The sequence below is a fragment of the Glaciihabitans sp. dw_435 genome (assembly GCF_018449675.1).
In the GTDB taxonomy this organism is placed as follows: domain Bacteria; phylum Actinomycetota; class Actinomycetes; order Actinomycetales; family Microbacteriaceae; genus Glaciihabitans.
The window spans coordinates 302,404-320,529 of record NZ_JAAVUZ010000003.1 but is presented as its reverse complement, the minus strand read 5'-3'; the positions used below and the strand labels follow the sequence as shown (position 1 = coordinate 320,529).

General features: G+C 67.1%; 17 protein-coding genes. 7 read left to right on the top strand and 10 right to left on the bottom strand.

Translation table 11 applies throughout. From position 1 onward, the window contains the following. Positions 1 to 5: 5 nt before the first annotated feature. From HB677_RS06375 to HB677_RS06360, 4 genes are all read right to left on the bottom strand, one after another. Entirely contained in the window at positions 6 to 536 is a 531-nt protein-coding gene (locus HB677_RS06375; protein WP_213814839.1) for a hypothetical protein, read from the bottom strand. 61 nt (positions 537 to 597) lie between these two features. Next, complete coding sequence (locus HB677_RS06370; RefSeq protein ID WP_213814838.1) at positions 598 to 1,011, bottom strand: hypothetical protein; 414 nt, start codon at positions 1,009 to 1,011, stop codon at positions 598 to 600. A gap of 119 nt (positions 1,012 to 1,130) precedes the next feature. Next, on the bottom strand, positions 1,131 to 2,978 hold the full coding sequence (locus HB677_RS18785) for an alpha/beta hydrolase (protein ID WP_213814837.1): 1,848 nt from the start codon (positions 2,976 to 2,978) through the stop codon (positions 1,131 to 1,133). Beyond that, positions 2,975 to 3,256, bottom strand: a complete 282-nt coding sequence (locus HB677_RS06360; RefSeq protein WP_213814836.1) for a hypothetical protein — start codon at positions 3,254 to 3,256, stop codon at positions 2,975 to 2,977. The genes HB677_RS18785 and HB677_RS06360 overlap by 4 nt, the downstream gene beginning before the upstream one ends. 173 nt (positions 3,257 to 3,429) lie before the next feature. Between HB677_RS06360 and HB677_RS06355 the strand changes: the two genes are divergently transcribed. Further along, positions 3,430 to 6,933, top strand: a complete 3,504-nt coding sequence (locus HB677_RS06355) for a DEAD/DEAH box helicase (protein ID WP_213814835.1) — start codon at positions 3,430 to 3,432, stop codon at positions 6,931 to 6,933. 14 nt (positions 6,934 to 6,947) lie between these two features. Here HB677_RS06355 and HB677_RS06350 read toward each other — a convergent pair whose 3' ends face one another. Next, a complete protein-coding gene (locus tag HB677_RS06350; RefSeq protein ID WP_213814834.1) occupies positions 6,948 to 7,406 on the bottom strand; it encodes a GNAT family N-acetyltransferase in 459 nt (152 codons plus the stop codon). A 69-nt stretch (positions 7,407 to 7,475) separates the two neighbouring features. Between HB677_RS06350 and HB677_RS06345 the strand changes: the two genes are divergently transcribed. After that, entirely contained in the window at positions 7,476 to 8,798 is a 1,323-nt protein-coding gene (locus HB677_RS06345) for a GNAT family N-acetyltransferase (RefSeq protein WP_213814833.1), read from the top strand. A 25-nt stretch (positions 8,799 to 8,823) separates the two neighbouring features. On the opposite strand, the gene HB677_RS06340 is transcribed toward HB677_RS06345, so the two are convergent. Both HB677_RS06340 and HB677_RS18665 read right to left on the bottom strand, forming a co-directional pair. Then, positions 8,824 to 9,468 (bottom strand): DUF6518 family protein, encoded by a 645-nt coding sequence (locus tag HB677_RS06340; protein WP_213814832.1) that lies wholly within the window; start codon positions 9,466 to 9,468, stop codon positions 8,824 to 8,826. Then, positions 9,465 to 10,028: an 8-oxo-dGTP diphosphatase gene (locus HB677_RS18665; RefSeq protein ID WP_213814831.1), complete on the bottom strand. Its 564-nt coding sequence runs from the start codon at positions 10,026 to 10,028 to the stop codon at positions 9,465 to 9,467. The genes HB677_RS06340 and HB677_RS18665 overlap by 4 nt, the downstream gene beginning before the upstream one ends. A 40-nt stretch (positions 10,029 to 10,068) precedes the next feature. On the opposite strand from HB677_RS18665, the gene HB677_RS06330 reads away from it, so the two are divergent. Beyond that, a complete protein-coding gene (locus HB677_RS06330; RefSeq protein ID WP_218624505.1) occupies positions 10,069 to 10,668 on the top strand; it encodes an MOSC domain-containing protein in 600 nt (199 codons plus the stop codon). Positions 10,669 to 10,687: 19 nt separating this feature from the next. Here the strand turns inward: HB677_RS06330 and HB677_RS06325 are convergent, their stop codons facing one another. Then, on the bottom strand, positions 10,688 to 11,434 hold the full coding sequence (locus HB677_RS06325) for a DarT ssDNA thymidine ADP-ribosyltransferase family protein (RefSeq protein ID WP_213814830.1): 747 nt from the start codon (positions 11,432 to 11,434) through the stop codon (positions 10,688 to 10,690). 314 nt (positions 11,435 to 11,748) lie between these two features. On the opposite strand from HB677_RS06325, the gene HB677_RS06320 reads away from it, so the two are divergent. Then, on the top strand, positions 11,749 to 13,149 hold the full coding sequence (locus HB677_RS06320; RefSeq protein ID WP_213814829.1) for an L-serine ammonia-lyase: 1,401 nt from the start codon (positions 11,749 to 11,751) through the stop codon (positions 13,147 to 13,149). A 71-nt stretch (positions 13,150 to 13,220) separates the two neighbouring features. Then, on the top strand, positions 13,221 to 14,657 hold the full coding sequence (locus HB677_RS06315) for an NAD(P)/FAD-dependent oxidoreductase (protein ID WP_213814828.1): 1,437 nt from the start codon (positions 13,221 to 13,223) through the stop codon (positions 14,655 to 14,657). Here the strand turns inward: HB677_RS06315 and HB677_RS06310 are convergent. Continuing rightward, positions 14,654 to 15,325: a Pr6Pr family membrane protein gene (locus tag HB677_RS06310; RefSeq protein WP_307852498.1), complete on the bottom strand. Its 672-nt coding sequence runs from the start codon at positions 15,323 to 15,325 to the stop codon at positions 14,654 to 14,656. The genes HB677_RS06315 and HB677_RS06310 overlap by 4 nt on opposite strands. A 261-nt stretch (positions 15,326 to 15,586) precedes the next feature. Between HB677_RS06310 and HB677_RS06305 the strand changes: the two genes are divergently transcribed. Beyond that, positions 15,587 to 16,078 carry a GNAT family N-acetyltransferase gene (locus HB677_RS06305; protein ID WP_213814826.1) on the top strand — a complete coding sequence of 164 codons (492 nt, stop codon included), beginning with the start codon at positions 15,587 to 15,589 and terminating at the stop codon, positions 16,076 to 16,078. Here the strand turns inward: HB677_RS06305 and HB677_RS06300 are convergent. Continuing rightward, positions 16,051 to 16,806, bottom strand: a complete 756-nt coding sequence (locus tag HB677_RS06300; protein WP_213814825.1) for a 3'-5' exonuclease — start codon at positions 16,804 to 16,806, stop codon at positions 16,051 to 16,053. The genes HB677_RS06305 and HB677_RS06300 overlap by 28 nt on opposite strands. A gap of 265 nt (positions 16,807 to 17,071) precedes the next feature. Between HB677_RS06300 and HB677_RS06295 the strand changes: the two genes are divergently transcribed. Continuing rightward, complete coding sequence (locus HB677_RS06295; protein WP_213814824.1) at positions 17,072 to 18,097, top strand: SseB family protein; 1,026 nt, start codon at positions 17,072 to 17,074, stop codon at positions 18,095 to 18,097. Positions 18,098 to 18,126 lie beyond the last annotated feature (29 nt).

Sequence of the window (18,126 nt, the reverse complement as noted above, 5' to 3'; positions counted from 1 at the left end):
CGACTTTAGTCCTTGGCGGCGAGTTCCTTGTTGACGATATCGACCCATTCGCTGATGTCTCCGGCGCCGCACGCTCCCTGACCCTCGAGGTACATTGCGTTGTCGGAGAGGCCGAACGTCAGGGTGTTTTCCGGATCCGACGGGGACGTGGCGATGACCAGCCGGTAGGGGGCGACATCGTCTTTCATCCTGGTGGTGAACCCCATTCCTTCCCAGAGGGAAGCAACCTGTGCACGCATCTCTTCGGCGACGACGTCGTTCGACCCACGGTTTCCCGTAAACGTGACGCCGGAGCTGGAGCCGGCCGTGCATTCCATCGGACTCGGGTCATCCGCGTTGTCCCACGCGCCGCCCAGGAGAGCCTGAGCCTTGTCGAGCTGTTTGTAGAGGTCGGTTCGGACCTGAGCGGGATCCGCGATTGCGGTCTCCTGTGAGTTGCTCGACGAGGTGGTCGGCTGCGCAGCGCAGCCCGCGAGAACGACAAGCAGACTGATCACTGTCGCAACTCCGGCGATCGGGATCGCGGTGCGGCGCATGTCTGACTCCATCGTTGCTGGATATGAGCCGGCAGCTGACGGCGTCGGGCTAGGGCGAGGACTAGTCCTTCGCCGCGAGTTCCTTGTTGACGATATCGACCCATTCGCTGAGATCTCCATCGCCGCACGCGCCCTGGCCCTCGAGGTACATCGCCTTGTCAGCGAGCCCGAAGGTCAGAGTATTTTCGGGATCGACTTTCGACGTGGCGATGATCAGGCGGTAGGGCGCAACGTCGTCTTTGGTTTCCGTGGTGAACCCCATGCTTTCCCAGAGGGCGGCGACCTTCGCCCGGGTCTCTTCGGGCACCGTGTCGTTCGACCGGCGGGTGCCAGTGAACGTCACACCGGTGGTGGATCCGACGGTGCAATCCGTGGGACTCGGGTCGTCCGCGTTGTCCCACGTGCCGCCGATGAGCTCCTGTGCTTTGTCGAGCTGAGAATAAAGGTCCGTGCGGACCTGTGCTGGATCTGCCATTGCGGTCTCCTGAGTGACGCTTCCGGATGGACGGGGGGACGACGAGGTCGCGCACCCCGCGACGGCCGACACCAGGGTGAGGGCTAGCGCCACCATGGCGGACCGGGGCGATATGCGAATCACAGTGCTCCATCGTTGGGTGAAGAACCCAGTGGTCCCGGCGCGAGTGCCGGTCCCACGGGGGTGGAAATGAGTTCTGGCTTCCCGATCGTGACTGCTGCCATGTTGTGCAGCGACGCGGTGTCTTTGACCATGTAACCAGAGTGGGTGTGGGCGCTCTCCACATACTCCAGCTTGTGCGTGGAGGGGTTTTCCCAATAACCGGACTGGGAGTCCAGCGACTGCGAGGACGGATCCAGTGCCGGGGAAGGACGCCCGCCGGTGATCTGTCCTATCTTTGCCCACGGATCATCGGGTGATTCCGTCTGATACCACCCGTCGTTCAGCTCGGGGTGCGACCCAATGATCTCTCCCGCGGAACCGTAGGTCACGAGGGTGTCCACGTCCATGTCCTTCGACAGTGCCGCCATTGCGGTCGTAGACCCATAGGAGTGGGCGACCACTCCGAGAGTTCCGGACGGGTTGTGGATGTCTCGCTGCGCTGTAGTGCCCTCGATGGACGCCTGCAGCTTCTCAGCTCCGATGATTGCCTGAATGGGAGATCCAACGGTGAGCGGGTTGGGTGTGTCGTAACCAATCCAGGACACCACGGCGACCTGCTTCTGCGCCTCTGCCGCGTCCATTCCGTCGGCGATGAGGAGATTGACCTGCTCGTCGTAGAACCGCTTGGAGTCTTTTCCCCAGTTGGTCATGGAGTCATGAACGTTCGTGTTCATTCCGGGAACGTTGTACGAGGCATGGTCGGCGTTGTCGAGATCGCCGTACACCACGGAGGCCAGCACCTGGCCGCTGGTGTCGAGCGAGTGCAGGGAACGCGGCGGCTTCGCAGTCATTCCGGCTCCCAGGGAATCGACGATGTTGTTCAACGTCTCCAGCCGGGTTCGGAATCTCTCCTTATCCGCGGGAGTAGTGGCCGAGTCCAATCCGCGCTGTGCGCTTGCAAGTTCCCTGTCGAGCACAATCTTGTTGGCGATCCCCCGGTCGAACGACGACGCGCCCTCGAGGTTGCCGACAACGTCGGGATGGTCCTTGGCGACCTCGGTACCGCCCGCGCCCAGCGAGGTCCACAACTTCGCAATCGCGTCCGCGTTGTCCGGGTTGCCGTCGGCGAGGGCGTTCAGCAAGTCCGGATGACTGTTCAGATACAGGGTGGCCTCGGTGGGAGACATCCCGTCCAACAAGTCAAGGATCTCCTTCTGGGAGAGCCCATCGCTGGATTCGACAGTGCTGAAGGGTCCGCGGGCCTCGCTCGATGAGAGCGCATCGGCGCAGGTCTTGTCGGCTGCGGCGCGGTCGGCGACCAGCGCCTCCAGCGCGGCCTTGGCGGTGGCCATCGTCGCCTCCGCCTCGTCGATATATCCATCGAGGGCAACGGCGCGTTCCCAGTCGGCCTCCTCGTACAGGCCGGGAGGAGCACCGATGATGGGCGTGTACTCGCGCGGAGTGGGGTAGCCCACCTCGATGTAGTCACGCTGACTTCGCCAACCCACGATGTCATCCGAGGCGGACGTGTACGCGGCCGCCTGGGGAGCCGCCGCATCTCGAATGCGTTCCACCTCGGTGGCGTAGGTGGTGAGCGCCTCCGCGTGCTTCTCGTACGACGCCTTGAGCACTGTCAGGTCCGGCACGAGTGCCTGGGTCGCGTTGAGATTCATTGAGGCGGCGTACCCGGTCCAGTGTGACGGCAGGTCCCCGGTGATGGTGGATATCAGCGCGATCGCGTCGCCGACACGACCGGCGTTGGTGGTGCGGGACGTGGCGATGGCCCGCAGATGGGCGGTGTCGCCCTTGCCCGGATCGGGGACATCGTATCCGAGGGTGAACGGAGACGGATTGACGATCGTCACTTGTCTCCCGCCGCCTTGGCGAGGCTGGCGTCGAGCGCCGCAATTTCCACGCTCGTCGTTCCCGCGTGCTCGCTGAGCGCCATGGCGTTGAGCGAGGCGATCGATGCGCGGGACAGCTGCAGCGTTGCCGTCTGGTTGCCGGCCGTCGCGACGAGGTCGGAACCGCACGAGCTGTGATCCACAGCCGCATCGTCCTCGGTCGAGGTGAACGCCGCGAGAGCGGTGAATTGGGAGCGCAGTGAGTCGAGGTACTCCCCCGAGATCGATAGATCAGCCATTCGAGCCCCCTTGATGGTCTGTACCCCCACCCTAGGGGGTAGTGAGGAAATATCGTGAGGATTTTAGCCAAAGTGTTACCAAGAGCTGACGAGGGGGTGCCGCCGGACGCGCAGGGTGACGGAGGCCGCACACGGGGCACCCCCGTGTCATCCGCTCGTGGGACGATTGACCAATGTCCGCTGACGCTTACCCCCTCGTGGACTTCGGCGACATGGTGAGCCTTGTCGGTCCGGGCACCTACCAACGGGCGCGGGAGTATTCCCGCAGCGGGGCCGTGACCGCCGTCACGTGGGACGACTCCACCGGCATGCTCAGCGCTTCCGTGCAGGGATCAGCCGCGTGGCCCTACAACTGCAGCGTCAAGCTGGCGCCGGCCGTGGGCGAACACCGCAAGCCCATCAGCAGCTTCTGCACCTGTCCGGTCGGTGCCAATTGCAAGCACGTTGCGGCCGCGCTGCTCGAGAGCAACGCACTCCACATGGCCCGCCTCGGTGGCAATGACTTTTTCGGCGGCATCGGGGTGGGCAAGGCAAGTGGGCTCACCAAGGACGGCATCGCCACGGGCAGTCGGTCGGGTGGGGCACGGGGCGGGATGTCCCAGCCCGCCGTTCCCGAGCTGCCGGCGCAGCCCAGCTGGAAGACCGCGTTCTCCGGGTTGACTGCGCAGCCCGGGTCATCCGCTTCCGATGGGCGTCGTTTTCCCGGCAGCCCTCCCCCGACGGCGGGCACGCACACGCCGATGGCGCTGCTCTTCGAGCTCCGCGAGCAGACGCCGCGCAGCAGGGACCGCTGGCGGGGGCCGACGGCGAAACCCGCGGGACGTTCCACCGGCAGCGATGGTGAGCTCCGGCTCGGGGTGCGCCCGGCGCTGCTGAGCGCCACCGGCAACTGGGTGCGCGGCAACATCACGTGGAACTCGATGGCCTTCCAGTCGAATCGCCTCAGCCTCAGGCCCGATCAGCAGCGTTGGTTCGCGCAGTTTGCGGCGCTGCACAAGGCGACGCGCGTGCCGCACGGCGTGCAGGAGGCCGACTGGCTGTATCTCGATGACTTCCACAGCCCGCTGCTGTGGCGGTTGCTCGAGGACGCCCACACACTCGACATCCCGCTGGTCGGGGCGAAGAAGGGGTCCACGGTGGAAATCGCCGGCGAGGCACGGGTCAGTATCGACCTCACGTCCGATGACGAGCGTGGCCTGCTGCTGACGACGTTGCTCGCCATCGACGGCGAGGAGCGGCCCGTGGCATCCGCGTCCACCATCGGCGAGCACGGAATCTATGCCTGGCGCATGACCCCGCTCGCGCAATTCACGATTGCGCCCACGGCCGGGCCACTGACCCAAGAGCACAAGCGCCTGCTCGCCCAGGACCCCGTCGCGGTGCCCGCGGAGGACGCCGACGAGTTCATGGGCGAGTACTTCCCGCGCCTGCGGCGCACGGTGACGGTGACCAATTCGGATGACTCGGTGTCGATCCCCGACGTGGTGCCGCCGCAGCTCGTGCTGACCTGTACGTTCACGCCGAAGCAGAGCGTCAAGCTCGTGTGGGAGTGGGAGTACTCCGAGGGTGGCGCCGCCGAACGAAAGCGCCTGTGGATCGGTGACAACGCGGACGGTGACCGCGATCCGGCGCTCGAAGCGGCCGTCATCGCGAGCGTCGAGCGCGTGCTCGAGAGCGGTCCCCTGCAGTCGCAGACCACGCTGCAGGGGCTCGGGGCCGCCGAATTCACCGACAAGGTGCTTCCCGTCGTGCAGCAGCTCGCGAGTGTGCGGGTGGACATCATCGGCGAGAAGCCCGAGTACACGGAGCTCACGGAAGCACCCACCCTCGTCTTCACGACCGTCGAGACCGACCAGCGCGACTGGTTCGACCTCGGCGTGCTCGTGAGCATCGAGGGGCGCAAGGTTCCGTTCGCGCCGCTGTTCAAGGCGCTGACCAAGGGCGCAAAGAAGCTCCTGCTCGTCGACAACTCCTACCTGTCGCTGGATCACCCCGCGTTCGAACAGCTCAAGGACCTCATCGAGGAGGCGTCGGCGCTCTCCGAGTGGGAGACCGGGCTGCGCATCAGTCGCTACCAGGCGAGCCTCTGGGCAGAGTTCGAGGATCTCGCCGACGAGACCGAACAGGCGGTGTCCTGGCGCGCGGCCGTGCAGGGACTCCTCGAGCTCGAGCGCGTCAATCCGACTCCCCTGCCCGCCGGTCTCAACGCGACTCTGCGTCCCTACCAGCAGGATGGCTTCGACTGGCTCGCGTTCCTCTGGGCGCACGGGCTCGGCGGCGTTCTCGCCGACGACATGGGCCTCGGAAAGACGCTGCAGACGCTGGCGCTGATTGCTCACGCGGTCCAACAGCAAGACACCGCAGTACAGCACGACGCCGCAGTACAGCACGACGCGGCCCAGCAGGTTCCGGATGCCCCGGCCCGGGCTCCCTTCCTGGTGGTGGCTCCCACGTCCGTCGTTGGCAACTGGCTGGCCGAGGCCGAACGGTTCACCCCGTCGCTCGTGGTGCGAGGGATCACCACAACCGAGGGAAAGAGCGCCGGCTCCCTGCACCACGACATCGCGGGGGCCGACATCGTGGTGACCTCATATGCGCTGTTCCGCCTCGACGCCGCGGTGTACCAGGCCGAGTCGTGGTCGGGACTGATCCTCGATGAGGCGCAGTTCGTCAAGAACCCCGCGTCGAAGGCCCACGAGGTCGCCGTCGAGCTCGAGGCGCCGTTCAAGCTCGCCATCACCGGCACTCCGATGGAAAACAGCCTCACCGACCTGTGGTCCCTCTTCAAGATCGTGGCGCCGGGCCTGTTCCCCTCGCTGCGCAAATTCACCGAGGAGTACGTACGGCCCATCGCCCGCAACGTTGACGAGAAGAACAGCGCCCAGTTGGTGTCACGTCTGCGCAGGCGCATCCGCCCCCTCATGATGCGCCGCACGAAAGACCTGGTCGCCACCGAGCTGCCCGACAAGCAGGAGCAGGTGCTGCGCATCGACCTGTCGCCGCGGCACAAGAAGCTCTACGACGCGTACCTGCAGAAGGAGCGGCAGAAGCTGCTCGGGCTCATCGATGACATGGACAAGAACCGGTTCATCGTCTTCCGGTCGCTCACCCTGTTGCGCATGCTCGCGCTCGACGCGTCGCTGGTCGACGAGAAGTACTCCGACATCCCGTCGTCCAAGCTCGATGCGCTGTTCGAGCAGCTCGAAGACGTCGTGGCCGAGGGGCACCGGGCGCTCATCTTCAGCCAGTTCACCTCGTTCCTGAAGATCGCGGCAACCCGCCTCGACCTGGAGGGCGTCGAATACGAGTACCTGGACGGGTCGACGCTGCACCGCCCCGAGGTCATCAAACGCTTCAAGCAGGGGGATGCCCCGGTGTTCCTGATCTCCCTGAAGGCGGGTGGCTTCGGTCTGAACCTCACCGAGGCCGACTACGTGTTTATGCTCGATCCGTGGTGGAACCCGGCCAGCGAGGCGCAGGCGGTCGACCGCACGCACCGCATCGGGCAGACCAAGAACGTGTTGGTCTACCGCATGGTCGCGCGCGGCACGATCGAGGAGAAGGTGATGACGCTCAAGGAGCAGAAGTCAAAGCTCTTTGACGCGGTGATGGACGACGATGCCGTGTTCAGCAGTGCGTTGACCGCCGAGGACATTCGCGGGCTGCTCGAGGGCTGAGCGAGCCGTTACAGCTAGGCGGGCAGTCCGGCCGGGCGCCGCAGCAGGAAGTGCGTCTCGGTCTCGCCGGCAGGCTCGTAGCCCAGGCGCTCGTACAGACGTTTCGCTGCCGGGTTGAGCTTGTGTACCTGCAGGACCGTGCCGCGGCCTTCGCGCTGCGAATACTCGGCGACCCAGTTCAGAACGGATGTTCCGAGCCCCTGCCCCTGCTGACCTGGAGTGATTTCGACCAGCGCCACGAAGGTGTCCTCGTCGCGGGTGCCGAGGTACAGCGATCCGATGGGCTGGCCCGCGGATTCGACCACGTACGCGTCGTAGTCCGTGATCAGCGCCGCGAAGAAGTCACTTTGCTGCGCGTCATCCCAGGGTCCATACGCCTCCTCGACGAGCGCGCGGTGGGCGAGTTCGTGCAGCGTGTACAACCACTCGTGGTCGTTGTCGTCGGCGAGGCGGATGTCGGTCGCTGTCGTCATGCCGTCCACGGTACGGCACCTCCGAGACCCGCTGCCCGGCGCGTCGGTGCCGGACGGTACCCTCGATAGGTGAACCACGACTACCAGCACGCTCCCATTGACCCCCAGTCCGCCGCACTGCTCGCCACGCAGGGACTCGAATTCCGTGTCGTCGACTCGACGAACCGCGAGGAATTCGCGAACTGGGTACAGGCCGAGGCACGTGGGTTCCACGACGGCGTCGAGCCGGAAGACACCATTGCCGCGCAGTTCGAAGGACTCACCTACCGTCGGTCGACGGGAGTGTGGGATGCCACGGCCGCGGAGCCTCACATGCCGGTGGCCTCGGTCAGCTCGTTCCCCACGGACATCACCGTTCCCGGACGCCGCGCCGTCAACGCGTGGGCGATCTCCGCCGTGACCGTCTCCCCCACCCACCGCCGCAAGGGAATCGCGCGCGCGATGCTTGAGTCCGAGCTGCGCACCGCGGTGAGCCTCGGTCACTCCATTGCCGCGCTCACCGTGTCGGAAGCGACCATCTACGGCCGCTTCGGGTTCTCCCCCGCCGCGCTGGCCGCGAACTATTCGATCGACTCGCGCCGGGTGAGCTGGACCGGCGCCGAGGCATCCGGTCGCGTGCATTTTGTGTCTCTCGAGGAGATCCGTCGCACCGGCCCCGCGCTCATGGAGCAGACCCGGCTGGACACCCCCGGTGAGATCGCGCCGTGGCCCCTGCTCTGGGACCGCTGGCTCGGCGTCTTCGGCGACCCGGCCGTCGCCAAGAAGCTGCGCGCGGTGCGCTATGACGACGCCGATGGCGTGACCCAGGGCTTCGCCATCTACTCGATGCTTGAGTCCGAGACCGTGCCGTTCGGGTACTCCCTCGACCTCAAGTACCTGTCGGCGATCACGCCCGACGCGTACGCGGGCCTCTGGCAGTTCCTGCTCGCGATCGACCTCGTCAGCGAGATCCGCGCGCCGCTCCGCTCGACCGACGAGGCGTTCCGCTGGCAGGTTTCCGACTTCCGCGGCGTCGCCAAGACCCGGGAAACGGATCACCTGTGGACCCGCATCCTCGACGTACCCGCCGCCCTCACGGCGCGGGCCTACGCTGCGCCCGGCACGCTCGTGCTCCGGGTGTCCGACCCGCTCGGCTTTGCCGAGGGCGACTTCGTTGTGACCGTCGGTGCGGACGGCGAGGCGACGTCGGAGTCGCTGTCGGGCGACGTTCCGGATGACGCGGCGGTCGTATCCCTCTCGGTCAACGATCTCAGCTCGCTGTACCTCGGCGGTGTCTCCGCGGTGACGCTGGTGCGCGCGGGACGCATGACCGAGGAGACCCCCGGTGCCGCCGTCGCGGTGGATGCGGCGTTCCACTCCCCCGTCACGCCCTGGCTGAGCATCTGGTTCTAGGCCGGGTCCGGCTCTCGCAGCAGATTCAGCCCAGCCCGAAGCCCACGGCCGTCATGAGCGCCGGCGCGGCAGCCGCCACCAGGATGGCGAACCCGAACGCCCACAGTCGTGCCGACCGCGTGCGGGGAATCACGAAGATGATGAGCGTCGCGAACAGCACGTCGACGATGGCCTGCACCGGATGCATGGGGAAATCCGCGGGCAGTCCCCCGTTGATCAGCAGCCAGAACTGCCAGATGGGACCCTCCCCGAGGATCGCGCCCGCCATCGTTCCGAGCACGAGGCCGGCGAGCACACCGCGGCGACGGATCGCCTGCCAGGCGAGAGCCGTGAGCGCGGGACACAGGGTCACGGCGAGCAGGCCCCACGCGAACACATACAGCGTCGGGTCATACCCGAGCACCAGTACCGACCAGCCGTAGTACGCGACCACCATGGGCACGAAGAACGCGACCGCCCCCAGCGCGGCATCCGTCAGGGTGGATGCCACGAGCCCGACGACCGCCATCACCAGGATCCACAGGGCGGGGTAGGTGCCGAGGTCGCTCGCCCACCGCTCGCCCCAGTTGTCTGCCGCCTTGGCGAGGACGCCGAACAGGAAACCGACGACACCGACCGAGAACAGCCAGGCGGGAAGTGGCCGGCGTTCGGTGACGGCGAGGGCGGTCACGCCGATTCCCCCGGGAGTGCGGGTGTGTCCGGCAGGGCGGAAGTCTCCAGCAGCGCGGGTGTCTCTGGCAGGGCGATAACGAAGGCCGGATGATCGGATGCCGCGACCGTCGCCAGGTCTTCGCCGAACTCGAACGTGGCCGTCACATACCGTGACTCGAGCGCGTCGTGAAGCCAGTACTGCGCGTCATCCCACATCCGCTCGACGGGGACCGCCGACACCGGAAACCACTCGGGCACGAGTTCGTCCGACTCGACGGGCTCACCGGTCCAGGCACGCGTGAGGAACACCCAGGACTTCTGCGTCCACGCGGGCTTGAACGGGAAAGGATACGTGAGCTCCCCCACGAGGCGCAGGTCGGCCGGGGCTACGACGACGCCCGTCTCTTCCTCCACCTCGCGCACGATTGCCTGCAGCGGCGTCTCACCGGGCTCGAGCTTGCCGCCGGGACCGACGAGATTGCCCTCGCCCAGCCCGAACTTCTTGCGGCCGAGCAGAACTTCGTCGCCTGAGTCGCCCGACCTGATCAGGTAACAGACACAGACCTCGGGCATCGACATCCGACCAGCCTAGGGCGGGGCGCGTGTAACAATTCATCCCATGGAAAACCCCGGCGCGGCAGAGCAGGTTGTGGACGACGCGATCGAGGCAGACGGCGCCACGGGAACCATCACCTCGGTCAGTCGTAGCGCGACACACGACTTCAGCAAGGCGCCCGTGGCATCCATTCGTCTCATCACTGGATGGGGCATCGAGGGCGACGCGCACGCGGGCCACACCGCCCAGCACGTCTACATCGCGAAGAAGGATCCAACGCGGGCCAACCTCACCCAGGTGCACCTGCTGCCCGAGGAAGTCTTTGCTGAGGTCGCGGCCCTCGGTCACGACGTCACGGCGGGCGGTCTCGGCGAGAACGTGACAACGCGCGGTCTCGTGCTGCGCACGCTGCCGCTCGGCACACGCCTGCACCTGGGGGCCGACGCCATCGTCGAGGTCACCGGGCTGCGCAGCCCGTGCAGCCAGATAAACCGCTTTCAGAAAGGCCTGATGAAGGCCCTCATTGCGAAGGATGCCGCGGACAGGGTGATCCGCAAGGCGGGAATCATGTCCGTGGTTGTTGCCGACGGGGTGGTCTATCCCGACGACGAGGTGCGCGTGGAATTACCGGCGGGCGAGTTCATCCCGCTCGGCACGGTCTGACCGCACGCGCCCGAGGTGTCTACTCGTCGTCGTTCTCGACGCGGTGGAACCATGGCGGGTACACGGCCACCTTCGGGGTGTGCCAGTAGTCGCGCAGCAGCGGACGAACGACGTCGCGCGCCTTGTCGTTGGCGACGCCGATGAGGGTCACGAGTTCGATCGGGAAGGTGTCCTTGACGAGGAACTCGGCCTCGAGGATGGCGGGCGACTCGGAGTCCGCCCGCAGCCGACGCACGATGCGCTCGTAGTCCTCGCGGGTGGCGCCGAACGACGTCGTCGTGGCGGCGGCGTCCGCGTTCGTGGCGACGATTGCCGCGGGGTGGGCTTCCTCGGCGGCGGCGATGGCGTCGACGGCCTTCTTGATGGTGCTGACGAGCATGACGTAGTCGGCGGGGATGGCTCCCCGGACCGCGACCGAGAGGCGCGGGTCATCCGCTCCGCTCAGGATTCCGTCCCACACGCTCGCGTTCGGCGACAGGAAGAACGGCACGTAGGAGGCGACGGCCCCGTCAGCGGTGTCCGAGCCCTCGATGGTGCGGCTTCGGCGGGTTTCGCGGGTCTCGGCCGACGAGATGTCGACGGCGGGAGGCGCCGTGCGGCTCTCGCTGAGGTCGGCCAGGAGGGCGCCGGACTCGAGGATCGCCGCGAGGTTGTCGACGTGGGTGAGGTGGTAGATCCGCTGTTCGCCGATATCGGCGACGGGGCGGCGCAAAGAGCCGGTTGACGCGGCGCGAGTCGCGGCCGCGCGTGAGGAGGAAGCACGCATCGGTGCCACCTTAGTGGACAGACGTGACGCCGCGACCTTGCGGGCGGCAGGCACCTTGGGCGCGATCACGGGAGCGGGCTTCGGGCTGCAGGAATCGCAACGCGATAGTTCCAATCCGTGGATGCATTCGACGGCCAAGTCTGAACCTTTCGTTACGCGGCATCGCAGTCCATGAGCTCGAGTGCTCGGATGCCACCTGCCCACGTTACGTTGTTTTGGCCAGCCACATCGCTGTTGCACAACTTTGCAGTAGATAGTCGCGATACTGGAAGGAGTCGCTCACGAGGCGGCGCAACCGGAGGGAACTTCTCACCATGTCCGTAGGAGTGTTTGACCTCTTTTCCATTGGCATCGGGCCGTCGAGCTCGCATACCGTCGGTCCCATGCGTGCCGCGGCCGCCTTCGCCGACGAACTGAACGCCCGCGGTGACCTGGATGCGGTGCGGGGGCTCCGCGTCGACCTCTACGGTTCACTCGCGGCGACCGGACGTGGGCACGGCACCATGACCGCGATCCTGCTCGGTCTCGAGGGCCGTCACCCCGAACTCGTGCTTCCCGACGAGGTGGACGAGCGCCTCGCGGCCATTGCCACGTCGGGCATTGTCCAGCTCGGGGGCAGTGTGCCCGTGGCCTACGGGGTGAACGAGATGGTGCTGCACCCGCTCACGGTGCTCGCCCACCACACGAACGGCATGACCTTCGGTGCAGTGGATGCCTCGGGCGCCGTGCTGCACGAGGTAACCTTCTTTTCCGTGGGCGGTGGGTTCGTGGAGCGCCAGAGCGATGAACCGGGTCACGACGTGCTGCCGGCGACCGGGTCATCCGCCCCGCTCCCCCTGCCCTTCCGCACGGCCGCGGAGCTCTTGCAACACTGCTCAGAGCAGAACCTGGACTTCAGCGGCGTGATGCTGCGCAACGAGCTGGCGAGCCGGCCCGAGGCGGAGGTAGTTTCCGGCCTGCTGCACATCCGCGATGTGATGGACGCGTGCAAGGACTCCGGCGTCCGTCGCACGGGTGTGCTGCCCGGTGGCCTCAGCGTCAAGCGGCGGGCGCCCGCCTGGTACGCGCGGCTGCTCGCGGAAGACGTCACGCGCGATCCCGGCTACTGGCAGGAGTGGGTGAACCTCGTGGCCCTCGCGGTGAACGAAGAGAACGCGTCCGGTGGGCGGGTCGTCACGGCGCCGACGAATGGCGCGGCGGGCATCATCCCCGCGGTGCTGTTCTATGCGATGCACTATGCCCCGTCGATGATCGGCGCGACGGCGGAACAGAAGGATGCCGCGACGGTGCGCTTTCTGCTGGCCGCGGGTGCGGTCGGGGTGCTCTACAAGGAGCAGGCGTCCATCTCGGGTGCCGAGGTCGGGTGCCAGGGTGAGGTCGGATCGGCGTCGTCCATGGCGGCGGCCGGACTGGCTGAAATTCTCGGCGGAACCCCCGAGCAGGTCGAGAACGCGGCCGAGATCGCGATGGAGCACAACCTCGGACTGACGTGCGACCCGATCGGCGGGCTCGTGCAGATCCCGTGCATCGAACGCAACGCCATAGGTGCGGCCAAAGCCGTCAACGCGGCGAAAATGGCGCTGTGGGGCGACGGTACGCACCGGGTGTCGCTGGACGAGGTCATCCTGACGATGGCGGAGACCGGACGCGACATGAGCTCCAAGTACAAGGAGACCTCGATGGGCGGCCTCGCGGTGAACGTGGTGGAGTGCTGACGTGACGCGTGCTGACGTGCCGCGCAGCGCGTTGATGGCTGCCCGCCAGCCGAGTGTGGTTGAGTTCTGAGATGCCGTTCACTCGCCGCAACCTGATCGTCGGAGGTGGCGCCGGCCTGTCGCTGCTGGTGTTGAGCGCGTGCACGAGCCCCACTCCCGCTCCGACGAAGTCCGCGTCGGCCACGCCCACGGTGACGCCGACCGGCACGCCGACGCCCACCGGGGTTCCCACCCCGATCGCGATGCAGCGCAGCGAGTGGTCGAAGGATCCGTTCGCCCGCGGATCCCACAGCTTCATGGCGAATGGCTCGACCCCCGATCATCGCGCAGCCCTGCGCACACCGGTGCTCGACCGCGTGATCTTCGCCGGCGAAGCCACCGCCGTCGATAACGTCGGCACCGTTCTCGGTGCCCGCCAGTCGGGTGCCAGGGCCGCCGCGGCGATCACGGCGATCTCCTCCCCGGGTGAGCGTGTCGCCGTCATCGGTGCGGGCATCGCCGGTGCGGAAGCCGCCCGCTTGCTGGGCGACTTCGGCGCCGAGGTCATGGTGATCGAGGCACGCGACCGCGTCGGTGGACGCATCCACACGATCTCGGCCGACAACTTCAACGGACGGGTCGAGCTCGGTGCCTGGCGCCAGGGCACGAAGACCGACAAGGTCATCCTCGACGAGCTGCTGGAGCTGCACGTGACGACCTCGCCCCTCGCCACGACCGAGCTGCGTGCGTCCACCGGCACAACAAGCGCGACCGCGAGCAGAAATCGCACGGGCGCAGAAGCCCTCGCGTCGGCCACGTCGTGGGCGGCGAAGCAACTCACCGACAGCTCGCTGGAGGATTCACTTTCGGGTTCGGGTGCGACAAAGTCCGCGGCATCCGCCACCCAGGACGGCATCGCCGGCGACCAGCTCCTGGCCGCCGAGCTCGCCGCAGTGGCGACCATCGCCGGAGCCGATGCCGGGGCGATCTCGAGCTGGTACGGGGTGCCGGACCCGGCCGCCGCCACCAGTGTCGTGACCGGCGGCTTCAGCGAGCTGGTGACGAGCACCCTCAAGGGAACGAAGACCTTCCTGTCGACCACCGTCGTCGGGATCACGTACACCTCCACGGGCGTGAGCCTGCGCCTCGGAACCGGCGAATCGCTGAGCGTCGATCGCGTGATCCTGACGGTACCGCTCGGCGTGCTTCAGGACGGCAGCATCGAGTTCTCCCCCCTGTTGCCGTTCGAGCACCGCACCGCGATCGCCGAGCTCGGCTTCGGCGCCATCGAGACGGTCTGGCTCAAGTTCGACACCCATTTTTGGGGAACGGATGCCTCGCGCTGGCAGGTGGTCGGAACCGACGATCTCATCACCAACTGGATCAACCTCTCCCCCCTCACCGGAGAGAACGTGTTGGTCGGGCTCGTCGGCGGAGATGACGCCACGGCGTTCGCCGCGCTGGATGACGACGCGCTCGTGCAGTCCGCGATGGCGAGCCTCGCGCCGTTCGTCAGTGGTGCCGTCTAGCGCTGTGGTCTAGCTGACGCTTCGACCCGCGCCTGGATCCGGGTCGCGAGCGGTGTGGTGCGGCTGACCCCGACCACGCCGGAACACACGGCGCTGAACGTGGTCAGGGCGATGCCCGAGTACAGGGCGAACTGCGCGAAGCTGCCCACCTGCTGCGGGTCGAGGAAGAAGTATGGGTACCACCCGACGATCGATCCGCGGATCAGCGTGAAGACTCCCCACAGAACCGTGTAGGCGATGACGATGAGGATGATCCGCCACGGAACCCGGTGGCGCCCCGGTGCCGCGTACCACTCGAGCAGCGAGAACGCGGTCAGCCAGAAATGCAGGATCTGGTCGGACCACGGCACGTCGATGCGGAAGCCGCGCGCACCCGCCTGCTGGATGAGGAACCCGAAGACGACGCCGGCCGACAGGGTCATGCTGAGCACCGTTGCACGCGAGATGGACAGCCACCGCGGGTCATCCGCCGTCCGAAACGCCACGACGGCGGCGATCAGCGTGACGATCAGATACGCGATGTTGCTCTGGATCGTCAGGTACGAGAAGAAGTTCTCGGGCGTCGCCGTCACCGACCCGAGGCCCCAGCGCAGCCGGAAGACGAGGGAGACGGCGCACACGGCCGCAAAGATGATTCGGGCGATGCCGAAGGCTCTGCGGACCGTCACAGCGCGCTTCACCTCCGACGCGACGTGCACACGGGTGGGATGCGCGGCGCTGTAGGGAAGTCTACGAACGGTTCCTATGATCCGTCCGCTCCGGGTGCGCGCGGCGCGAATGGCGGCGCCGTCACCGCTGGCCCACAACACCGCATCCGCCATGCACGACGCCGGCCCCGTCCCGCGGTCCTGTCTCACCACCGCATGGGCTGGGCCCGTCCCACCCCGCGCATGGGCTGGCCCTGTCCCACCCCGCGGTATCGTGCTCGGATGGTAGACATCCTCACCCCGCGCATCGTTCTCCACCCGATCCGCCCCGCGGAGGCCGCCCGCATCATCGCGCGCGAACCGCTGCCCGACGACGCGTGGGCACCCGGCTACCCTTTCGAGGACGAGCTCGACGTCCTCCGCCCGCTCGCGGCATCGCCCGCGACCGCCGGTGCCGGGCCGTTCGCCACCTACATGATTCGTGAGCGGGAATCCGGGCTCGCGATCGGCGGTCTCGGGTTCGTTGGGGAACCGGATGCCACGGGCGCCGTCGAGATCGGATATGGCCTGATACCCGGCGCCCGGGGTCACGGTTTCGCGACCGAGGCCGTGCGCGGCGCGGTCGAACTCGCCCGGATGGCGGGCGCAACGTCGGTGACGGCCGACACCGCGGTGGACAACGGTGCCTCGCAGCGCGTGATGCAGCGCGCAGGTTTCAGTGAAACCGCGCGGGACGAGAAGCTCGTCTACTGGGCGATCCTGCTCGAGAGCTGATCCGCGGCTTCGGTCGTCTGCTCGGGCGTGCGTCCCGTTGGCTCGGCCACGGGGTGATCCTCGGTTCCCACCGGAAGCTCGGTGCCGTCGGGAAGGATGAGGGGAAGTTCCGAGGTGTGCAGCTGCGGGCGCGGCACCCAGTAAATGCCCGTGGGCGGGAGGTTGGGCCAGCGGGAGTCATCCGCTCGCTCTAATGCAGCCCGCCAGTCGTCGCAGCCGGGGTCCGCTGCGATGCACGTCGTCAGGATCCGCGCCGCGACCCAGGCGTTGGCGGCAGCGCGGTCCGTCGAGCCGAGGTCGATGCCGAAGGTGGCTGCGGACTGCGAAATGGTGCGTCCGGTGCCCGGAAGGTAGCGCTCGGTGAGGGCAATCGTGGACAGCCAGTGGTGCGGGATGCCGAGCTGGGGTTCGGTCATGCGGGCGAACTCGGCGCCGAGGAATCCGCGGTCGAAAGTCGCGCTATGGGCGACGACGGCTCGTCCCTCGAGGAGGCCGCACAGCTCGGGTGCGATCTGTTCGAAGGTGGGAGCGAGGCGCACATCCTGGGGGCGGATGCCGTGTGTTGGTTGCGCGCCGAGATCGCGTTCGGGGTTGACCAGCGTGGTCCAGTTGCCCGTGATCGTGCCTGCGGGATCGACGTGCACAACGGCGAGTTCGACGATTCTGTCGGCGCCAGCGGCGAACAATCCCGTCGTGACGAAGTCAACGACGGCGTACCCTCTGGCCACTGCTCCCCCGTCGATCGTGAATGAGATTTCATCACACTCTGGGCCGCGCGCCTACACCCCCGATCGGGAGGTACGCGTGGCTGTGCCAAGCGGAGTGCCCGTCGGGTGTGCCGGTCGCTGTGCCCGGCGCTGTGCCGGTCGCTGCGCCCGTCGTCGTGCCCGGCGGCGTGCCGGTCGCTGTGCCCGTCGTCGTACCCGGCGCGGTACCCGGCGCTGTGTTCGGCGGCGATGCGCCTTCGTGAAATTCCCTCGCTAGGCTCGGTGCATGGGACTGTTCTCTCGCGGACTCGGAAAAGACAAAGACGCCAACTCCACCTCGCCTGCCGAGGCGACCGGGCCGGTTGCTGCCGAGGCTGCGCCCGCTGCGGAGCCGGCACCGCCGAGCCGTCCGGCGCCGGAGAGTTATCTCGCACAGCGCCCACAGGCACCCGAGGTACCGCTGGCTGCTGATGTGACCGCCGCCCCGGGGCATCCACTCGTCGACAACACGGAGGTGGCCGAAGCTCTGCAGCGAATGGCTGAGGATCCGAGTGCCCATTCGTTCTACGACATCATGCGACGGTGTGCGACGGGCGAGTTGCTGTTCGACATCACCGCGTCGACGCTGAACCTCGATGGCGGCAGCATTCAGGCGGGCTCGACCTTGGCGCTGCGCACCCACCAGGTCGACGATGGCCGGGAGTTCCTGCTGGTGTTTACGTCCAACGCCGAAATCATAAAGGCGAACCCGCCCGGAACCGAGATCGCGTCGTTGGCGCAGCCCGCCCTCGACTCGCTGCGGATGGGGGCCGACAAGCCGTACGACGGCGTCATCTTCAACGCGGCTGCTGGGCCGGCCAGCTGCATCGTGGAGGCTGCCGAGATCTGGCGCGGGCTCCCAGCGGTTCCAGGTTCGAACGAAGGCTTCAAGACTCTGCTCGCTGCTCCCAGGGACGAAGAGTGGTCGAATGCTGCGCTGGCGGCCTTCGTCAATGCGCCGGTCGTGTACATCCCGATGGATCACCACACGACGGACACCGGCGAGGATGCGGGCGTTTCCGTGCCCGGTGCGCGGGGGCCCGACGGGCGTGCCTTCGCGGTGGCGTTCACGTCGCCGGCGGAAGCCTGGGCGTGGTCGGAGGGCAGTGAGGCGTATCCCACGGGTGCGTCGAACGTGATCTCGGTGACGCTCGATAATCCTGATCAGGCGGGAATCATCATCAACCCGATGGGGCCGTCACTGATCATCCCGCGGGAGCTGCTTGCGGTTATTGCTCCGGGCGCTCCGGGTGCTACGGATACAACTGCCTGAGTTGCGCGGCTGCGGACGCGGATGCCGCG